The 17,263-nt window shown below is 38.9% G+C and carries 14 protein-coding genes and 3 tRNA genes; 5 read left to right on the top strand and 12 right to left on the bottom strand.

The window, feature by feature from the left end; genetic code table 11:
- Window positions 1–36 precede the first annotated feature (36 nt).
- Window positions 37–375: a hypothetical protein gene (locus F981_RS13590; protein ID WP_004722439.1), complete on the top strand. Its 339-nt coding sequence runs from the start codon at window positions 37–39 to the stop codon at window positions 373–375.
- A gap of 212 nt (window positions 376–587) precedes the next feature.
- On the opposite strand, the gene F981_RS13585 is transcribed toward F981_RS13590, so the two are convergent.
- Together F981_RS13585 and F981_RS13580 are read right to left on the bottom strand one after the other, a co-directional pair.
- Window positions 588–962, bottom strand: coding sequence for a diacylglycerol kinase (locus tag F981_RS13585; protein WP_004722437.1), 375 nt, complete (start codon window positions 960–962; stop codon window positions 588–590).
- 141 nt (window positions 963–1,103) lie between these two features.
- On the bottom strand, window positions 1,104–2,252 hold the full coding sequence (locus F981_RS13580) for a glycerophosphodiester phosphodiesterase (protein WP_004722434.1): 1,149 nt from the start codon (window positions 2,250–2,252) through the stop codon (window positions 1,104–1,106).
- Window positions 2,253–2,525: 273 nt separating this feature from the next.
- Between F981_RS13580 and F981_RS13575 the strand changes: the two genes are divergently transcribed.
- Window positions 2,526–5,624 carry a multidrug efflux RND transporter permease subunit gene (locus F981_RS13575; RefSeq protein ID WP_004722432.1) on the top strand — a complete coding sequence of 1,033 codons (3,099 nt, stop codon included), beginning with the start codon at window positions 2,526–2,528 and terminating at the stop codon, window positions 5,622–5,624.
- 164 nt (window positions 5,625–5,788) lie between these two features.
- Window positions 5,789–7,126: a magnesium transporter gene (gene mgtE, locus F981_RS13570; protein WP_004722431.1), complete on the top strand. Its 1,338-nt coding sequence runs from the start codon at window positions 5,789–5,791 to the stop codon at window positions 7,124–7,126.
- Window positions 7,127–7,171: 45 nt separating this feature from the next.
- Here mgtE and F981_RS13565 read toward each other — a convergent pair whose 3' ends face one another.
- The 7 genes from F981_RS13565 to F981_RS13535 form a co-directional block, all read right to left on the bottom strand.
- Complete coding sequence (locus tag F981_RS13565; protein WP_004722429.1) at window positions 7,172–7,621, bottom strand: DUF2726 domain-containing protein; 450 nt, start codon at window positions 7,619–7,621, stop codon at window positions 7,172–7,174.
- Window positions 7,622–7,683: 62 nt separating this feature from the next.
- A tRNA-Asn gene (locus tag F981_RS13560) sits at window positions 7,684–7,759 on the bottom strand.
- 242 nt (window positions 7,760–8,001) lie between these two features.
- Window positions 8,002–8,077: transfer RNA gene (locus F981_RS13555), tRNA-Asn, on the bottom strand.
- Window positions 8,078–8,082: 5 nt separating this feature from the next.
- Window positions 8,083–8,158: transfer RNA gene (locus F981_RS13550), tRNA-Asn, on the bottom strand.
- A 74-nt stretch (window positions 8,159–8,232) separates the two neighbouring features.
- The gene (locus F981_RS13545) at window positions 8,233–8,901 is read right to left on the bottom strand and encodes a hypothetical protein (RefSeq protein WP_016539183.1); all 669 of its coding nucleotides are present in this window, start codon (window positions 8,899–8,901) and stop codon (window positions 8,233–8,235) included.
- 54 nt (window positions 8,902–8,955) lie between these two features.
- Window positions 8,956–9,582, bottom strand: coding sequence for a superoxide dismutase (locus F981_RS13540; protein WP_004722425.1), 627 nt, complete (start codon window positions 9,580–9,582; stop codon window positions 8,956–8,958).
- Window positions 9,583–9,802: 220 nt separating this feature from the next.
- Entirely contained in the window at window positions 9,803–10,561 is a 759-nt protein-coding gene (locus F981_RS13535; RefSeq protein ID WP_004722423.1) for a Nif3-like dinuclear metal center hexameric protein, read from the bottom strand.
- A 171-nt stretch (window positions 10,562–10,732) separates the two neighbouring features.
- Here F981_RS13535 and F981_RS13530 point away from each other — a divergent pair, with 171 nt between their 5' ends.
- Window positions 10,733–11,908 (top strand): S1C family serine protease, encoded by a 1,176-nt coding sequence (locus F981_RS13530; protein ID WP_004722420.1) that lies wholly within the window; start codon window positions 10,733–10,735, stop codon window positions 11,906–11,908.
- Between the two features lie 80 nt (window positions 11,909–11,988).
- Here the strand turns inward: F981_RS13530 and F981_RS13525 are convergent, their stop codons facing one another.
- The 3 genes from F981_RS13525 to radA form a co-directional block, all read right to left on the bottom strand.
- A complete protein-coding gene (locus F981_RS13525) occupies window positions 11,989–12,315 on the bottom strand; it encodes a hypothetical protein (protein ID WP_004722418.1) in 327 nt (108 codons plus the stop codon).
- A gap of 188 nt (window positions 12,316–12,503) precedes the next feature.
- Window positions 12,504–13,505 (bottom strand): Tim44 domain-containing protein, encoded by a 1,002-nt coding sequence (locus tag F981_RS13520; RefSeq protein ID WP_004722417.1) that lies wholly within the window; start codon window positions 13,503–13,505, stop codon window positions 12,504–12,506.
- A gap of 552 nt (window positions 13,506–14,057) precedes the next feature.
- Window positions 14,058–15,443: a DNA repair protein RadA gene (gene radA / locus F981_RS13515; RefSeq protein ID WP_004722416.1), complete on the bottom strand. Its 1,386-nt coding sequence runs from the start codon at window positions 15,441–15,443 to the stop codon at window positions 14,058–14,060.
- A 279-nt stretch (window positions 15,444–15,722) separates the two neighbouring features.
- Here radA and F981_RS13510 point away from each other — a divergent pair, with 279 nt between their 5' ends.
- Window positions 15,723–17,123 carry an amino acid permease gene (locus F981_RS13510; protein ID WP_004722415.1) on the top strand — a complete coding sequence of 467 codons (1,401 nt, stop codon included), beginning with the start codon at window positions 15,723–15,725 and terminating at the stop codon, window positions 17,121–17,123.
- Window positions 17,124–17,263 lie beyond the last annotated feature (140 nt).

Below are 17,263 nucleotides of genomic sequence, written 5' to 3'. Positions count from 1 at the left end.
AATATAAATACAACACGAAAACTGAGGAGAACTAAAATGAAAAGATTAATCTTCATTATTGCAATCACCCAGATGCTAACGGGATGTTTAAGTATCATGGGGCAAAGACCCGAAACAAGAAATGATTTGATGCAGTCTTGGGTGGGGAGTACAGAAGAAGAACTGATCAGTAAATGGGGCCCACCGTATAGAAGCTATGCACTCCCAAATGATGCAAAAATTATTTCATATAACGATGGCTGGAATGCTTGTACAAGGAAATTTATGTTTGAACAAGGCAAGGTCACCAAATGGGGATATAGCGATTGTTCTATGCATCTCAATCGACCTGGCAAAATTGACAAGAATATCCCAATTCCAAAACCATCACTTTAATCAATTATTTATAGAGATAACTTTAAACTGAAAGTCGCTGTTCGAGTTAAAATGTCGTGGTGCTTAGACTGGAGTAGCGCAGTAAAGCAAAATTAGGCTGTTATAAATTTTTATGGATTGACATTTTACCTGTGGTGGAATGTCACTATGCTCTCTAATTTTTTTTAAAAGAATAACTTAGATAAAAAGGTTATTTGATCTAGAAAGAATACTTACCTAAAAAGAATAATGATCCAGGTAAAGAAAATAATCGCCTGAGCTACGAACTGTGCGGCACTTCCCATATCTTTGGCATTTTTAGAGAGTGGATGACGTTCTAAAGAAACACGATCAACTACAGCTTCTAATGCTGAATTAAACAATTCTACAATGATTGCCAATAAGCAGACACCTATCATCACTGCTTGTTCAACAGAAGAGACATCAACAAAGAATGTAATCGGAATTAAAACGATATTAATCCAAACAATTTGACGGAAAGCCGCTTCATTTTGGTATGCAGCTTTAAATCCTGCTAAAGAATAGCCTGTTGCATTGAGAATGCGTTTGAAACCCGTCGTACCCTTAAATGGAGAATAATCACTCATAAATCAAAGCAGCTAAAGTTTTTAAGAAGTGTATTATTCTAAACTTAAATTGGGATTAATTTTAAACAAAAAACACCAAGTTTAGAAAAAATTAAGCAAACAGTTGAATCGTTTGCTTAATTTTTTTGAATAAATCAGCTGTTACTTGATATTTGGATTGGCTTTTAAGTACGCATCTAAAGCTTTACGACCTAAACCAGGATCATCGGTAAATACACCATCCACACCAGCTTTAAAATACATCTCATATTCTTTGTTCGCTCCAGCTTCACAACGCTTGGCTGCATCTGCTTCAGCTGTACTACATTTTAAATTGTTGGCAAGGAAGTTATTTTCAGGACGGAAAGTATACGGATGGACTTTTAAGTTCACAGCATGTGCATCTGTAACGAAAGAAGAGGGTGCAGTATAGCTATCATTAAAAATATATGGTTTCCATGGACCTACACCATCAGCATATTTGGCGACGTCTTTTAAACCTTGTGCTGTTGCCATATCGCCATAGGTGGTTTTAATCCCTTGTGCGGCATAATCTGCTGGGCTGATTTTCTTATCATCATAAAGCTGAATAATTTTGGCATGCTTTAAGCTTTTATGTGCTGTCAATTGGTCTTTAAAGTACTTTAAATTATTGACTTCAAATGATTGTAGATAAATTGGCGCAATTTCACGGCTATATTGGTACTTTGCCAAAGTTTTAAGCAATGGATCTTCCATGGCTAAATTTAATTTTTGAAAATATGTTGGGTGCTTGGTTTCAATATAGAGCCCAACCACTTTACCGGTTTTTTTATAATTTTTTTCCGCCAGTTCAATAATTTGCTCAAGGGTAGGGATATTCAACTGATCATTGTATTGGGTATTGTTCGGGCGTAAAGCTGGAATACGCTCGCGTGCTTTAAGTTGATTTAACTCACTTAAAGTAAAGTCTTCTGTAAACCATCCCGTTAATGATGTCCCATCGATGATTTTTGTTTTCTTACGATCTGCAAATTGGCTGAATGTGCTGACATTGGTTGTACCACCAATTTCATTTTCATGGCGTGCAACCAATACGCCATCTTTGGTCGATACCAAATCTGGCTCAATAAAATCAGCACCATCATCAATGGCTTTTTGATAACTTTCAAGGGTATGTTCAGGGCGTAAAGCACTGGCCCCTCGGTGACCAACAATAATGATCTTAGGTTCTTTGTATTCTGGTGTGACGTTTTCTGATTTTTTATCGTCATCATTACAAGCGGTTAATAACGCCATAATACTGATCATTAACCCAGTATTTTTAATCATATTTTTCTCAAATTCTTATATGGAAACTGGCTGTAGTCTAAGTGGTTAAATTGACACTGTGATGACATCAAGATGAAAAATTGATGAAATGCTTTTGGTTGATTTATGTCTAGAAGAAAAAAATTCTTCATAGTTTCTTCATATTTAAACTTATCATTCGCTTTTCTGTTATTTTTCCTTGAGTTTTTAGTTTAAGTCACAGAATATCCATATAAAGTCGATTTAATTGCTACAACAACTTTACCTCAATCCTTTGACGCAGAACCTACTCTGATGCTCTCAAAATTTTTTATTCAACGTCCTATTTTTGCCTGTGTACTTGCAATTATTGTCATGGCTTTAGGCGTATTTTCAGTCTTGAATTTACCGATAGAGCGATATCCAGATATTGCTCCGCCAAGGATTAGTGTTTCTACAACCTATACAGGTGCAGATGCTGAAACTGTTGAAGAGAGTGTTACTCAGGTTTTAGAGCAGCAAATTAAAGGGATCGATAATCTGCTGTATTTTAGTTCGAGTAGTGACTCATCTGGTCGTGCCAGAATTAGTATCAGTTTTGAAAACGGAACGGATCCAGATACCGCACAAGTCCAAGTACAAAATAGTATTAATGGTGTACTGAACCGCTTGCCAGATGATGTACAGCGTCAAGGTGTAACGGTGAATAAATCACTTGGCGATACATTTATGGTGGTGGGCTTGTATGATGAAACAGGTAAAAGTAACAATATCGAATTAGGTGACTACTTATCTGATCATATAGAACAAGAATTATCACGGATTGAAGGGATTGGTGAAGTTGATGTTTTCGGCTCTCAATACGCCATGCGAATTTGGCTGAATCCGAATTTACTGCGTCAATATCAATTGATGCCGAGTGATATTCGCACAGCAATAGAAGCACAGAATACACAGGTTGCAGCTGGTGGCGTCGGTGATTTACCAGTAACTGCTGACCAATATTTAAATGCAAAAGTCACGGCTGGTTCACGTTTAAGAACAGTCGACGAATTTAAAAATATTATTGTTAAATCCAATACAGATGGTAGCTATATCTATTTAAAAGATGTGGCGCGTATTGAGTTGGGTGCAGAAAATTATCAGTCTTTTAATACCATTAATGGTTACCCTTCATCGGGCATGGGGATTTCTTTATCCTCTGGTGCAAATGCTTTAGCAACATCTGCACTCATCAAAGCTGAATTGGCGAAGATTTCTGAAAAATTACCTCAAGGTTATAAGATTGTTTATCCACGTGATAACACGCCGTTTGTGCAAGAATCAATTAAAGAAGTGGTCAAAACCTTATTAGAAGCCATCGTATTGGTGGTTCTGGTCATGTTTATTTTCCTACAAAGTTGGCGTGCAACGCTGGTTCCAACCATTACTGTACCGATTGTGATTTTAGGTACTTTTGCGGTACTTAATGTGCTGGGCATGAGTATTAACACATTGACTTTATTTGCCTTAGTGTTGGCAATTGGTCTGTTGGTCGATGACGCCATTGTGGTGGTGGAAAATGTTGAACGTTTGATGCATGAGCAGGGCTTAACTGCAAAACAGGCATCTATCGAGTCTATGCAGGAAATGACAGGAGCTTTGATCGGGATTACCGTAGTTTTGACGGCGGTATTTATTCCGATGGCGTTCTTTACAGGTTCGACAGGTGTAATTTATCGTCAATTCTCCATCACCTTAGTGGCGGCAATGGCCTTGTCATTGTTGGTTGCATTGATCCTAACTCCAGCACTCTGTGCCATTATTTTAAAACCCAATCCTAAACCCATGCGTTGGGCCACATGGTTTAATCGCAAACTTGAAAATCTAAGACAAGGTTATATTCGCCTGATTCAAAAGACCCTAAATTTGAAATGGGTGATTTTGACGATTTTTGTGGCTTTGATTGCTGTTTTTTCACTGATTTATCGGACTTTACCCACCAGTTTTATTCCAAGTGAAGATCAGGGCATGTTGAGTGTGCAGTTCCGCTTAGCTGATGGTGCACCGATGTCGAGTAGTCAGGTGGTTGGGGAAAATATCCGAAAATATTTCCTTGAACATGAAAAACAGAATGTTGATATTGTCTTGATTCGTTATGGGCGTAATTTTTCAGGTACAGGACAAAATTTAGGAACCGGCTTTGTGGCTTTAAAGCATTGGGATGATCGCTCAGGTACACAAAATTCTGCGCAAGCGATTCGTGAACGTGCGACAAAGTATTTTAGTCAAGATCGCAATGCTCGGATTACTGTCAGTTTGCCTGCTTCTGTAAATGGCTTGGGGGATAGTGATAGCTTAGAATTTTGGATTCAGGATATTAACGGTCAAGGACGGAAATATTTAGACCAACAATTCAGTATATTGCAGGCGCAAGCCAAACAGTTCCAATCCTTTGAGAATCTGGATAAAAAATCCAATCCAGATAAATCTAAGTTAAAAGTTGATGTTAATCAAAAATTGGCATTGGCAAATGGGCTGAGTCAAACCGCGATTAACAATACTTTGTCAGCAGCATGGGGTGGCTCTTATGTAAATGACTTTATTGATCGTGGACGAATTAAACGGGTGATGATGCAGGGCGATGCAGAGTTTCGTTCTAAGCCTGAAGATCTACAGGTATGGACAGTGCGTAATGCACAAAACCAAATGGTGCCATTTAGCAATTTCGCAACAACGCGCTGGGAAGGTGGTCCCGACGTTGTGAATCGTTTCCAAGGTTATACCGCCTTACAAATGGAAGCCAATGCAGCGGCGCATACCAGTTCGGGTCAAGCCATGAAAGATATTCAGACCTTGATTAGTCAACAAGATGGAATAGATGTTGCGTGGAGTGGCTTGTCATTTGAAGAACAAAAATCAAGTAGCCAAGCATGGTTACTGTATTTGATTTCGATCGGCTTTATTTTCCTTTGTCTCGCAGCCTTATATGAAAGCTGGTCGATTCCAACTGCTGTGATTGCGGCAATTCCTTTGGGGATTGGGGGCAATATTATTTTTAGTAAATTGGCAGGTTTTCCAAACGATATTTATTTTCAAATTGCATTGCTGACCACGATTGGTTTGTCGTGTAAAAATGCGATTTTGATTGTTGAGTTTGCGGCACTATCACAGGAAAAAGGTAAAACAGCGATTGCTGCTGCATTAGAAGGCGCAGGGTTGCGGTTACGTCCAATTCTGATGACATCCTTGGCCTTTGGTGCGGGGATTATCCCCTTGGTTGTTGCATTTGGTGCGGGTGCTGCCAGCCGTCAAGAAATAGGGGTAAGCGTATTGGGTGGGGTGATCTTCGGAACAGTTTTAGTTTTGCTGTTTATCCCATTTATGTATGTGCTGGTTCGTTCAATTTTTAAATCAAAAGCACCCTCTGAGTAAGGGTGTTGATTGACCTTAGCTTGATCAATGCTCTTTGATGATCATTGATCAAGCTTAAAATCATCCAGAATTTTTAAAATATGTTTCACAACAAAAAACATCTTTATTTTCGTGGGATTGCAGTCCAACATGTGGCAAAAGTTTGATGGAATTTGGATCATCCTATGCAATTTTCTTTGGCACTCGTTTCAGAAATAGAAAAAGCCATTCAAAACCATCAATTTGATCTCATTGAAAAACAATTTGAACAAATCAATGATGCCGATATCGCAAAAATTTTGGCAGACTTATCTTTAAATGAACAGCTGACATTGGTGGAGTATTTGCCCAATGCTGCCTATATTCTTGAGTTTTTATCACTCGAACAACAACTTAAAATTTCTGAACATTTACCAAAACAGATACTGGTCAATATCATTTCTGAGATGCACTCGGACGATCGTACTGATTTATTTAAGTACTTGCCTTATGCATTACAGCAAGCTGTTTATGCTGATTTAAGCCCTGAAATACAACAGCAGATCCAACATTTAGCCAGATATCCAGAAGAGTCTGCTGGTGCAATCATGAGTTCGGATTATGTGACATTGTCACCTGATTTGAACATGACACAAGCCATCAAGCAGATCAGGGCAATTGCCACAGATCGTGAAACGGTCTATTTGATTTATGTGGTCAATGCACTAGGCAAGTTACTCGGGGTTGTGTCCTTACGTGAAATTATTCTTGCTGAGCCTGAGCAAACCATTGCCGAAGTCATGAGTACTGATTTGATTGTTGGGGACGTTAATGAAGACCAAGAGAGCATTGCAGAGAAGCTGCATTATTATGACTTTATTGCACTGCCAATTGTTGATGAGCAACAACGTCTTTTAGGTATTGTTACTTATGATGATGCCATGGATGTCGTCACTGAAGAGGCTACAGAAGATTTTTTAAAATCCAGTGCAGTCTCATCGTCTCCTAAAATGAGTATTAAGACAGCGCCGATTCATTACCTGTATAAAAAACGGGTATTTTGGCTGGTGATTTTGGTTTTTGGCAGCTTATTGTCTGGATTTGGGATTGCTCATTTTGAAGATATTATTGCAAAAAATATTGTGCTGGTATTCTTTTTGCCGCTTTTGGTCGGGAGTGGCGGGAATGCTGGCTCACAATCGGCCACGTTAATGGTACGGGCATTGGCAACGGGTGATGTACATTTAAAAGATTGGATGTATCTGATTGGGCGTGAAAGCTTGGTTGGTCTATGTTTGGGCGGAACAATGGCAATTGCAGTGTCCATTCTTGGTTACTTTAGAGGCGATGCAATGGTCGCTTTGGTGTTAGCTTTAAGTATGATGGGTATTGTATTGATGGGTTGCTTAATAGGGATGAGTCTGCCATTTATATTGAATCGTTTAAAGCTGGATCCAGCAAGTGCTTCGGCACCTTTGGTCACCTCGATTTGTGATGCAACAGGTGTCATTGTTTACTTATGTATTGCATCGATTATTTTATAAGACATGGCTGAATGGTAAGCTTTAAAAATGCTTGACTGATCATGTTTAATCAGCAATGTCTTTTCTTAAATCTCGACAACTGGGAATATCGGTATAGCGATATACCTGATAACCTGCTTGTTCTAACATCTCGTCACGTTGTGCATCGATATGTTCTTTGCCAAGGTGACTGGGATCATCAAGTTCAATAATAGCAATCACTTCAAGCTGTTTGTCGAGTAGCACAAAGTCGGTCACTTTACGATTGAATTTGGAACGCAATTTAAATTGATTGCAATCAATTAACGCGCTAAACGCGACTTGCGCAAGTACATGATATTGAGGAAAGGCTTCATTTAAACGGAAAAACATTTTCTGTTCAAAAGGGGTGATCACACGTTTTGCATAATAATGTTTATTTCGAAATAAATACTGACCAAAGCAGGCAAGCAATAAAGCAAAGGTTGCGATACTGCCAATCAATAAAAATAAAATTTGATGTAAATAGAGAGACATAAGGGATCGGTATCGTATAGACAAGAAAAAACCCACTCAATCATGAGTGGGTTTTTAAAATCTGGCTCTCCAACCTGGGCTCGAACCAGGGACCTGCGGATTAACAGTCCGTCGCTCTACCGACTGAGCTATTGGAGAATCTGGAACGCATTTTAGGGATGAAATGGGAATGGGTCAAGGAAAAATTGTTAAATTCATCATAAAAAAGCATTATTTGCTAAATATTTGATCATTCTGAATAAAAGTAAATCTGAATAAAAGCAAAGTTGTTTTAAACGTTCTAAAATTTAGGCGTAAGCCGAAAAACGTTTAAATCTTTTGTCTATAGAAAATAAAGATATAAAAAAGCCCACTTCATTATGAGTGGGCTTTTTAGAATTTGGCTCTTCCACCTGGGCTCGAACCAGGGACCTGCGGATTAACAGTCCGTCGCTCTACCGACTGAGCTATGGAAGAATAGATGGCTCTCCAACCTGGGCTCGAACCAGGGACCTGCGGATTAACAGTCCGTCGCTCTACCGACTGAGCTATTGGAGAATCTGATGCGCATTTTATGGATGAAAGCCAAAGTGGTCAAGTGAAATGATAAGAAAAAAGGCTTAAATGTTTTTTTATTGTCCGAATTTAAAGAGTTTGTATATATATTGATTATTTTTAAAGTTTTCCAGTTCTTTATTCGAGATTAAATGATCATAAGTGATTAAATTTTGTTGCAGCTGAAGAAGGGTTGGTATTCGTTGTGATGGTTTCATTCGGACTAAAGCACTAAAAATAATCGTGATTTCTAAGATTTGAATATTTTTAAAAAGCAAGTTTGATGAAATCACTATATTTTTAACCCTATAGGCTTTTTTCCACAAAAAATGTTGTTGCATAATTTGATCAATAAACATTAAGTCAAGTTCGTAACACATACCAAAAGAAAAGCCTCGATGTTCTTGCTGTATTTTACGCATACTGAAAGCAGAAATTTGTGCATAATTAATGGTGATTTTTATTGCATACATTTGAATTTGGCAAAACTCGGAATGAAAACATATCTGTGGTCGTCCATGTTTGATCAGCAAAGACAATGAAATAAGTTCAAACAACACAATAAACAGCCAAAATAGAACCACAAAAATAAAAGTGAAGCTGATATCGTCCGTGTCGGTAATATAGAGATAACAGGGGATCTGAATAGCGCTAAGCATTGCATAACTATAAAAGATTTTTATTGGATCTGCTTTTACCGTGTAATTAGGATTGATCATATTTGAATTGAAAAAATTGAATCGCATAAAAAGGCCATTCTAATCAGAATGGCCTTTATATAAAAATAAAATGCTGAGATCTTATTTTTCAACACCAGCTTCTTGGCCCGCATATTTCGCGTTTGCATAGTCCCAGTTTACAAGGCTTTCTAAGAAAGTTGAAATGTATTTAGGACGAGCATTACGGAAGTCGATGTAATAAGCATGCTCCCAAACGTCAATTGTAAGTACCGCTACTTTGCCATGTGCAAGTGGAGTATCTGCATTTGAAGTTTTAAGAATAGAAAGTTCGCCATTCACTTTATCAGCAACTAACCAAGCCCAACCTGAACCGAATTGAGTTGTTGCCGCAGCAGCGAATTCTTCAGCGAATTTTTCGTAAGAACCGAAAGCTTCATCAATTTTAGCAGCTAAAGCGCCAGTTGCTTTACCGCCACCGTTTTTAGCCATACAGTTCCAGTAGAATGTGTGGTTCCAAACTTGTGCAGCGTTGTTGAATACACCTGCTTTAGATGCATCGCCAGCAACAGCAACAATGATCTCTTCTAAAGTTTTACCTTCAAGATCAGTACCCTTGATTAAGTTGTTTAAATTTACAACATAAGTATTGTGGTGCTTGTCATGATGGAATTCTAAAGTTTCTTTGCTGATGTGCGGCGCAAGATCTTCATAGCCGTATGGTAAAGCAGGTAAAGTAATGGTTGTCATGTTTTAAATTCCTTGCATTTAGCTGGGTTTTAACATTAAGTGGCTTTATTGTAATGGATTCTTTCAACAATTGTGCAAGATGTTAAATAACAATACACAATTTATTTCGATTTAATACGTATATAGAAAATCTAAAAAGTACATCGCATTTTTATGGAAAAGTGTCTAATCGGCAGAGCATTATTTGCCAAAAAATACGCTACATTTTTTAGGATAGCGCTTAAATCGGGTTGTTGAGTTCGAAATAACTAGCGTCAATATTGAACTGTTCCGCGATCGCTTGAGCAAGTTGTTGAACACCATAGCGCTCTGTTGCATGGTGACCACATGCATAGTAATGCACATCTAACTCTTTGGCTTCATAAAAAGTACGCTCGCTGACTTCACCTGAAATATAGGCATCACAATTCATTGCTGCCGCTTTGCCAATAAAATCCTGTGCTCCACCTGTACAGAAGCCGACTTTTTGAATCAATGATTTTTCTGCATTGAGATGGATGGTGTTGAAACCTAATTTTTCAGTGAGAAGGTGTTTAAAATCTTCTGGTGAGATCGGGTTTTTTAAATAACCGATATTACCAATCGGATTGCGTTCGCTTGGGTCTAAAGCTTCAATGTTTTCCAGTCCAAGGATTTTGGCAATCATTGCATTATTCCCCAGTGTTGGATGCGAATCTAAGGGGAGGTGGTATCCAACAAGTGAAATATCATTTTGGATTAATGCTTTGATTCGTTTGCCACGCATACCTGTGATTGGATAGGGTTCGCCTTTCCAGAAATAGCCATGATGAACCAAGAGCAGGTCTGCTTGTTGTGCAATCGCTGCATCAATCGCATCCTGTGACGCCGTGACTGCACACAGGATTTTCTTTACTTCAGATCGTCCTTCGATTTGTAATCCATTGGGTGCGTAATCTTTAAATTCATGTGATTTTAAGGTTTGATCACACCACTGGATGATATCTTTGAGTAAAGCCATGAATAACCTTTATTTAAATGAAGTGTGTTAAGACCATCAAAACATATTTTAAATTGTAACTAAAGCTGAACAAAACTCTTTGTGTTTTTTATGTTTCTTGATTGAATTGCTTTACAATATACAAATTGCTTTTGCATCAACGAATTAAAAAATTCTTAGAGGAATAAAAACGTGCGGCGTTCATTTACTTGGCTCCCTTGGGTTTTACTGATACTGGTTATTATTTGTTTTGTGGTTTGGCAAAAACTTCAACAGCCCAAAGCACCGATTGCTGCTGATGGTGTGAAGATGCCTGCTGAGAAAGTTGAGCCTTTGGTCAATACATCTCGAACGGGTGGTGTGGTGTCCTATAGTGCTGCCGTTAAGGTTGCCGCACCAGCAGTGGTGAATATTTTTACCACTCAAAAAGTAAAACAAAATCATCCATTGCTCAATGATCCTGCGTTTAGAGAGTTCTTTGGAAATCAGATTCCTGAACAAAATCAAAACCAGAATGAAAATAGTCTGGGTTCAGGGGTGATTGTGCGTCCAGATGGTTATATTTTGACAAATAATCATGTGATTGCTCAAGCAGATCAAATCGTTGTTGCCTTGCAAGATGGTCGCCGTGCAGAAGCGACTGTAATCGGGACAGACCCTGATACAGATTTGGCTGTGATTAAAATAGAGTTGAAAGAATTACCTGTCTTGCCATTTAAATTGAGTGGCAATGAAGTCGGTGATGTTGTATTGGCAATAGGAAATCCATTTGGTGTCGGGCAAACGGTAACGCAGGGGATTATCTCTGCGACGGGTCGTTCTGATCTCGGTATCAATACTTACGAAGACTTTATTCAGACCGATGCAGCCATTAACCCAGGTAATTCTGGTGGTGCATTGATTGATGTGGCTGGGAATTTGATTGGGGTCAATACTGCAATCTTCTCACAGTCAGGTGGTTCGTTGGGGATAGGCTTTGCCATTCCTGCCAAAATCTGTCAGCAAATTTTAAATTCGATTTTAAAAGATGGTCGTGTGATTCGTGGATGGATGGGCATTAGTTTAGTTCCTCCAACGCAAGCAGATGTTTTACAACCGCGTCAGCCAGGTGTTGTGGTTGCTGATGTATTGAAAAAAGGTCCTGCGGCGGAAGCGGGTATTAAAGTGGGCGATCGTATTGTTAAAGTGAATAATGAAGATATTACTTCAACCTCACATTTAATTAATTATGTTGCACTCCAAGCACCGAATACCGATATTCAAGTTGAAGTCATCCGTGGCGAACAAACCGTCAATCTCACGGTTAAAGTGGGTGAGCGTAAAGTTCAAAGTGCTGACTCACAATTTATCCCTTTACCACGACGTTAAGTATCGCAAAAATTTTAGCCCTGATTCATCAGGGCTTTTTTATTTCTGAGATGCAGATTTTCCTTAGCTCATAAGACTATTTAGTGAGGCCAATTGGCACAGGGATTAGGTAATAGGCTATGGATTGCACCAACTTCTTCATCTGAGAGCTTTGCATCTTTATTTTTATCTAAGAATTTAAATAATTTAATTTTTTTATCTTTGCCTTGAAACTGTCTGTCATCTGGCCACGGTAGTGGATCAAAGTCTTTGACTTTTAAGAACTCATTGAGTTCAAAGGTATCATTCTTATTTAAATCATAGGTCTTATGAAACTTCTCCCAGTCTAAAGAAGCCGGATCACAGGCAAAGCTAAAGCTTGAAAGTGCGCTACAACTGAGAATGAGACTATAGATTATTTTATTCATTTGTTTTATCCCATTTTTTTAATTAGCTTTGATTATAAAGACAAAGTGATTTTAAACGAATGGCTGCATCTCAACAAAACTATTTCCGTCTTGATTTAATCTATTCGATAGAAAATCATCAATATCTACTGTATTTAAAAAAAAACAGTGCCGAAGCACTGTTTTTATTGCAATAAAATGCTATTCAATTAACTTTCTTGTTGAATTCCAGCAACTAACCAATCTTGAGTAGACCCTGCTGGTTTAACAAAGTGCCATACTTCTGAGAACGGTACAGGTTGACTATTTAAGTCTTCGCTGACAGTTCCTGTAAAACGAACACTCACCACGTATTGTCCATTTTCTGTTGCACTATCCAATACCAATGCATTTAAGTTTGAAAACTCAGCCACATCTTGATCTTGGTTTGCCATGATATCGCTGTACATTGACTGATAAAGATCAGCTGTTAAATAGCGTTGAATTTCAGCAATATTGCTCACTGAGTTCATTGACTGAATATGGTTAAAGCGTTGACGAGCAACACGTAAGAAAGCAGCAGGTTCAGTTCCATCCGGAAGTTGATTGCCGCTTTGCATAGAGGCTGCGCCAAACGGTGCTTGTGTTGCAGTACCACCATTGACAGACTGACCAAAAATATTGGTCGTGTCGTTTGAACTACGTGCCGTATTGTTTTGACCAAATGGCGCAGATGTTGGACCTGTGCTATTTGGTGCATATGGATTATTGCTGGCTAATTTTTTTTTTGCGCCGAATTTACGGAACAAGAAGAATGCAGCACCTGCGATCAGGATTAACCAGATCCAGCTTGGAATTCCACCTTTTTTCTCTTCTTGTTGAGCAGCTGCTTGTTGTTTCGCTAATTCAGCATCATTGGTCTGTGCTTGGGCATTACCATTATGATCATCAGCCATTGCATTTGCCGCAATCGCACCTACTGCTGCACCTGCAACACCAGCAGCAACCATTTTACCTACACCAGAACCTGATTTTTGTTGACCAGGTTGAGCAGGCGTTGGTTGTTGAGCAGGCGTAACTTGTCGAGGTTGAGAATAAGACTGACTTGAACTCGAAGAACGGCTCATGCCATGGCTTTTACCACCACCTGCACGTTTTGCTTCAGCTAAAGGTGCTACAGCCAAAGTTGCCATTAAAATACCTGCGACCAAGCCGCGCTGTCGAACTTCCATTGAATCTACCTATATTAAAAATATGTTGATGAATATGAGTGCAAGCACATTACTGTAATTGCTTTTCATAGTTCTCTTTATGCAGTCTTTTTAAGAGAATTTCAATGTTTTTAAGATTTATTTGCACATATATTCACATAAACATAACGAATATATTGCTGGGCTTTTAAAGCCCAATACGGATTTTCTAATCTATTGAAATAATTAAAACTATCAATTTAAAAAGGCTTTTATCATATCGGTGGAATTGTGCTGTGATATACAAATTTAGTGCAGCAATTTATGATAAAAATTCTCATGATTTAATGGATAATTTATAGCGTGTAGTATCCAGCCTTTACCTTTAAATTATTTGAATAAATATCGATCGATCAATCCGTTATAAAAATGATTAAAGCAAAACTGTTGTTTCAACTTTAGTCAGAGATTTAATTTTTATTGGATCTATGATGGTTCATTTAATGAGGGAGAAGAAGCAAATTTTATTTAAGCTATCTATCAAAGCAAGCTTACTTCCTTGTAAGGCTTGGTCCTATTTTATAAATGGGATGCTTAGACTTCATCACTCAATTGCATGGCTTCTGTTAATGCCTCATGCAGTCGAGCCACTGCAATGATTTGTACACCTGCAATAGGCTTTTGGGGGGCATTGCCTCTAGGTACGATGATGTATTTAAAACCATGTTTTATGGCTTCTTTTAAGCGTTCTTGTCCATTGGGAACAGGGCGTATTTCACCTGATAGACCCACTTCACCAAACACAGCCAATTGTTGTGGTAAAGCTTTAGAGCGTAAACTTGAAGCACAGGCCAAAAGTACCGCAAGATCAGAACCTGTTTCGGTAATTTTCAAGCCACCCACGACATTGACATAAACGTCTTGTCCAGAGGTCTGCACACCACCATGACGATGCATGACTGCAAGCAACATATTTAAGCGGTTTTGTTCTAAACCGAGTGCGACCCGACGTGGTTGTCCATGTGCGTCATCAACCAGCGCTTGAACTTCAACCAATAACGGACGTGTACCTTCACGACTGATCATCACCACTGAACCGGGAATCGCTTCATCATAACGACTTAAAAAGATAGCAGATGGATTGGCGACTTCTTTTAAGCCTTTATCTGTCATGCCAAATACACCAAGTTCATTGACTGCACCAAAACGGTTTTTGACAGCACGAATCATACGGTAACGGGAGTCAGATTGCCCTTCAAAATACAGTACGCAATCGACCATATGCTCAAGCACACGCGGACCTGCCAAGGCACCTTCTTTGGTGACGTGACCAACAAGAAATAACGCTGTACCACTATTTTTTGCAAATCGAGTCAATAGTGCCGCTGACTCACGAATTTGCGAAACACCGCCGGGAGCAGATTGTAAGGTTTCGGTATATAAGGTTTGGATTGAGTCAAGGATGGCAACGGCAGGGCGTAATTGTGCGAGGGTATCACAAATTCGTTCTACACATGTTTCTGCCATGACTTGTAATTTATCAGTAGCTAAGTCGAGGCGATTAGCACGTAAAGCCACTTGTGAAAGTGATTCTTCCCCTGTGACATAGAGCGCTGAATTCTTCGCAGCAGCCATATGTGTTGCGGTTTGCAACAGAATCGTTGATTTACCAATACCGGGGTCACCCCCGATCAGGACGACAGAACCTGTGACTAAGCCACCGCCAAGTACTCGGTCAAATTCACCAATACCCGTAGCTAAACGTGTTTCATTGGACACGGTAATCTGGTTAAGCAAGGTGACATTGGCTGCTTGTCCTGCATACCCACCGCCCATAGGTTTGGCACGATGTGATACGACAGGTTCAATTCGCACTTCAGTAAGAGAATTCCATTCACCACAGTCTGAACATTGACCTGCCCATTTTGGATGGTCTGTACCACATTGTTCACAACGATAAACAGTTTTGACTTTGCCCATTTTGAGTGCGTTCACCTTTTGAATGATGTGCTGAATGTACCAATAGCGCCATTGAAATACAATTTTTTGCTTAACATCTCGCCAAAAACTATTTTGGCACGTAAACTGCAAATCGAAGGAACGGTAAAAATAAGAAAGGTAAGGGATAGTCGTTTGACTATTAAATAAGCTAAAAGATGAAAAAACTTAGATATTTTAAGTATTCATTGAAAAAGGCTTTTTTATTTTTTTTGTTTTAAGCTACTTTTGTACAACGAAATCTGAGAGAAGAATATAACAATGTCAAATGAAAACCTCAGTTCTTCTGCGGAAACAGGTGAACTAGCAAGAAGTTTATCGAATCGTCATCTACAATTGATTGCAATTGGTGGTGCGATTGGTACAGGCTTATTTATGGGTTCAGGGAAGACGATCAGTCTTGCGGGACCATCCATATTATTTATTTACATGATCATTGGTTTGATGGTTTTTTTCGTCATGCGTGCGCTTGGTGAACTGTTACTTTCGAACTTGCAATACAAGTCATTTATTGATTTTTCTACAGATTTGATCGGACCATGGGCAGGCTATTTTGTCGGATGGACCTATTGGCTGTGCTGGATCACAATTGGTATTGCAGATCTATCTGCAATTATCTATTACTTACAGTTCTTTAATAATGGGTTGCCATTTACTCCAAGTGAAGGGGCAATGATAAGTGTTGCCGCAATCTTCTTTATTTTAGGGTTGAACCTAGTCACAGTAAAACTGTTTGGTGAATTGGAATTCTGGTTTGCGCTGATCAAAATTATTGCCATTGTGGTGTTAATTTTGGTGGGTTTCTGGATGATTTTTACCGGCTTTACTTCAGCAGCAACAGGTCAAGTGGCGTCATTTACTCATCTTTGGGATCATGGGGGAATGTTCCCGAAAGGCTTTGAAGGCTTCTTAGCAGGCTTCCAAATTGCCATCTTTGCTTTTGTCGGTGTTGAACTTGTTGGTACCACAGCAGCAGAAACCAAAGATCCAGAGAAGAACTTACCTAAAGCCGTTAACTCAATTCCAATCCGTATTATTTTCTTCTATGTATTGGCATTGGTGATTGTTATGTCAGTCACACCATGGAATATGATTGATCCTAAAGTTAGCCCATTTGTGAACTTGTTTAGTCAAGCGGGAATTGCTGCGGCTGCAATCATTATGAACTTGGTGGTCCTTTCTTCTGTAATGTCTTCAATGAACAGTGGTGTATTCTCAACAAGTCGTATGCTGTTTGGTCTTTCGCGTGAAGATCAAGGTCCTAAAGCATTTGGTCTGTTAAATAAACGCGCAGTTCCAGCGAATGCTTTATATTTCTCTGGTGTATGTCTATTGGGTGGTGCGGCATTACAATATTTCGTTCCAAACACAGTCGAAGCATTTACTTTAGCAACCACACTATCCACGATCTTGTTTATCTTGGTATGGATCATTATTTTGTGGAGTTACTTGGTGTACTACAAAACACGCCCAGAACTTCATGCAAAATCAGTGTTTAAATTACCCGGTGGACCGATTACTTGTTATATCGTGATCATTTTCTTTGTTGGTACGATTGGTATTCTTGCATTAGAACCAGATACAATGAAATCATTGATGGTCAGTCCGATCTGGCTCATTATCCTTGCAATTGGTTATTTCTGTTTTTATAAGAAAAAATAGTCATTAACGATTTCAATGATATTGATAAGAAAACGTCAGTAATTTACTGGCGTTTTTTTTATTCTCATTTTAAGCTTTAAGGCTTCCGCTTTGGTCTATATTTTAGATTCAAGGTATAAGGTATACTGACGAAAATTTTG

The organism is Acinetobacter guillouiae CIP 63.46 (assembly GCF_000368145.1).
GTDB classification, from domain to species: Bacteria; Pseudomonadota; Gammaproteobacteria; order Pseudomonadales; family Moraxellaceae; genus Acinetobacter; species Acinetobacter guillouiae.
The sequence above is the reverse complement of the archived record's forward strand: the minus strand, read 5'-3'. Positions and strand labels throughout refer to the sequence as shown.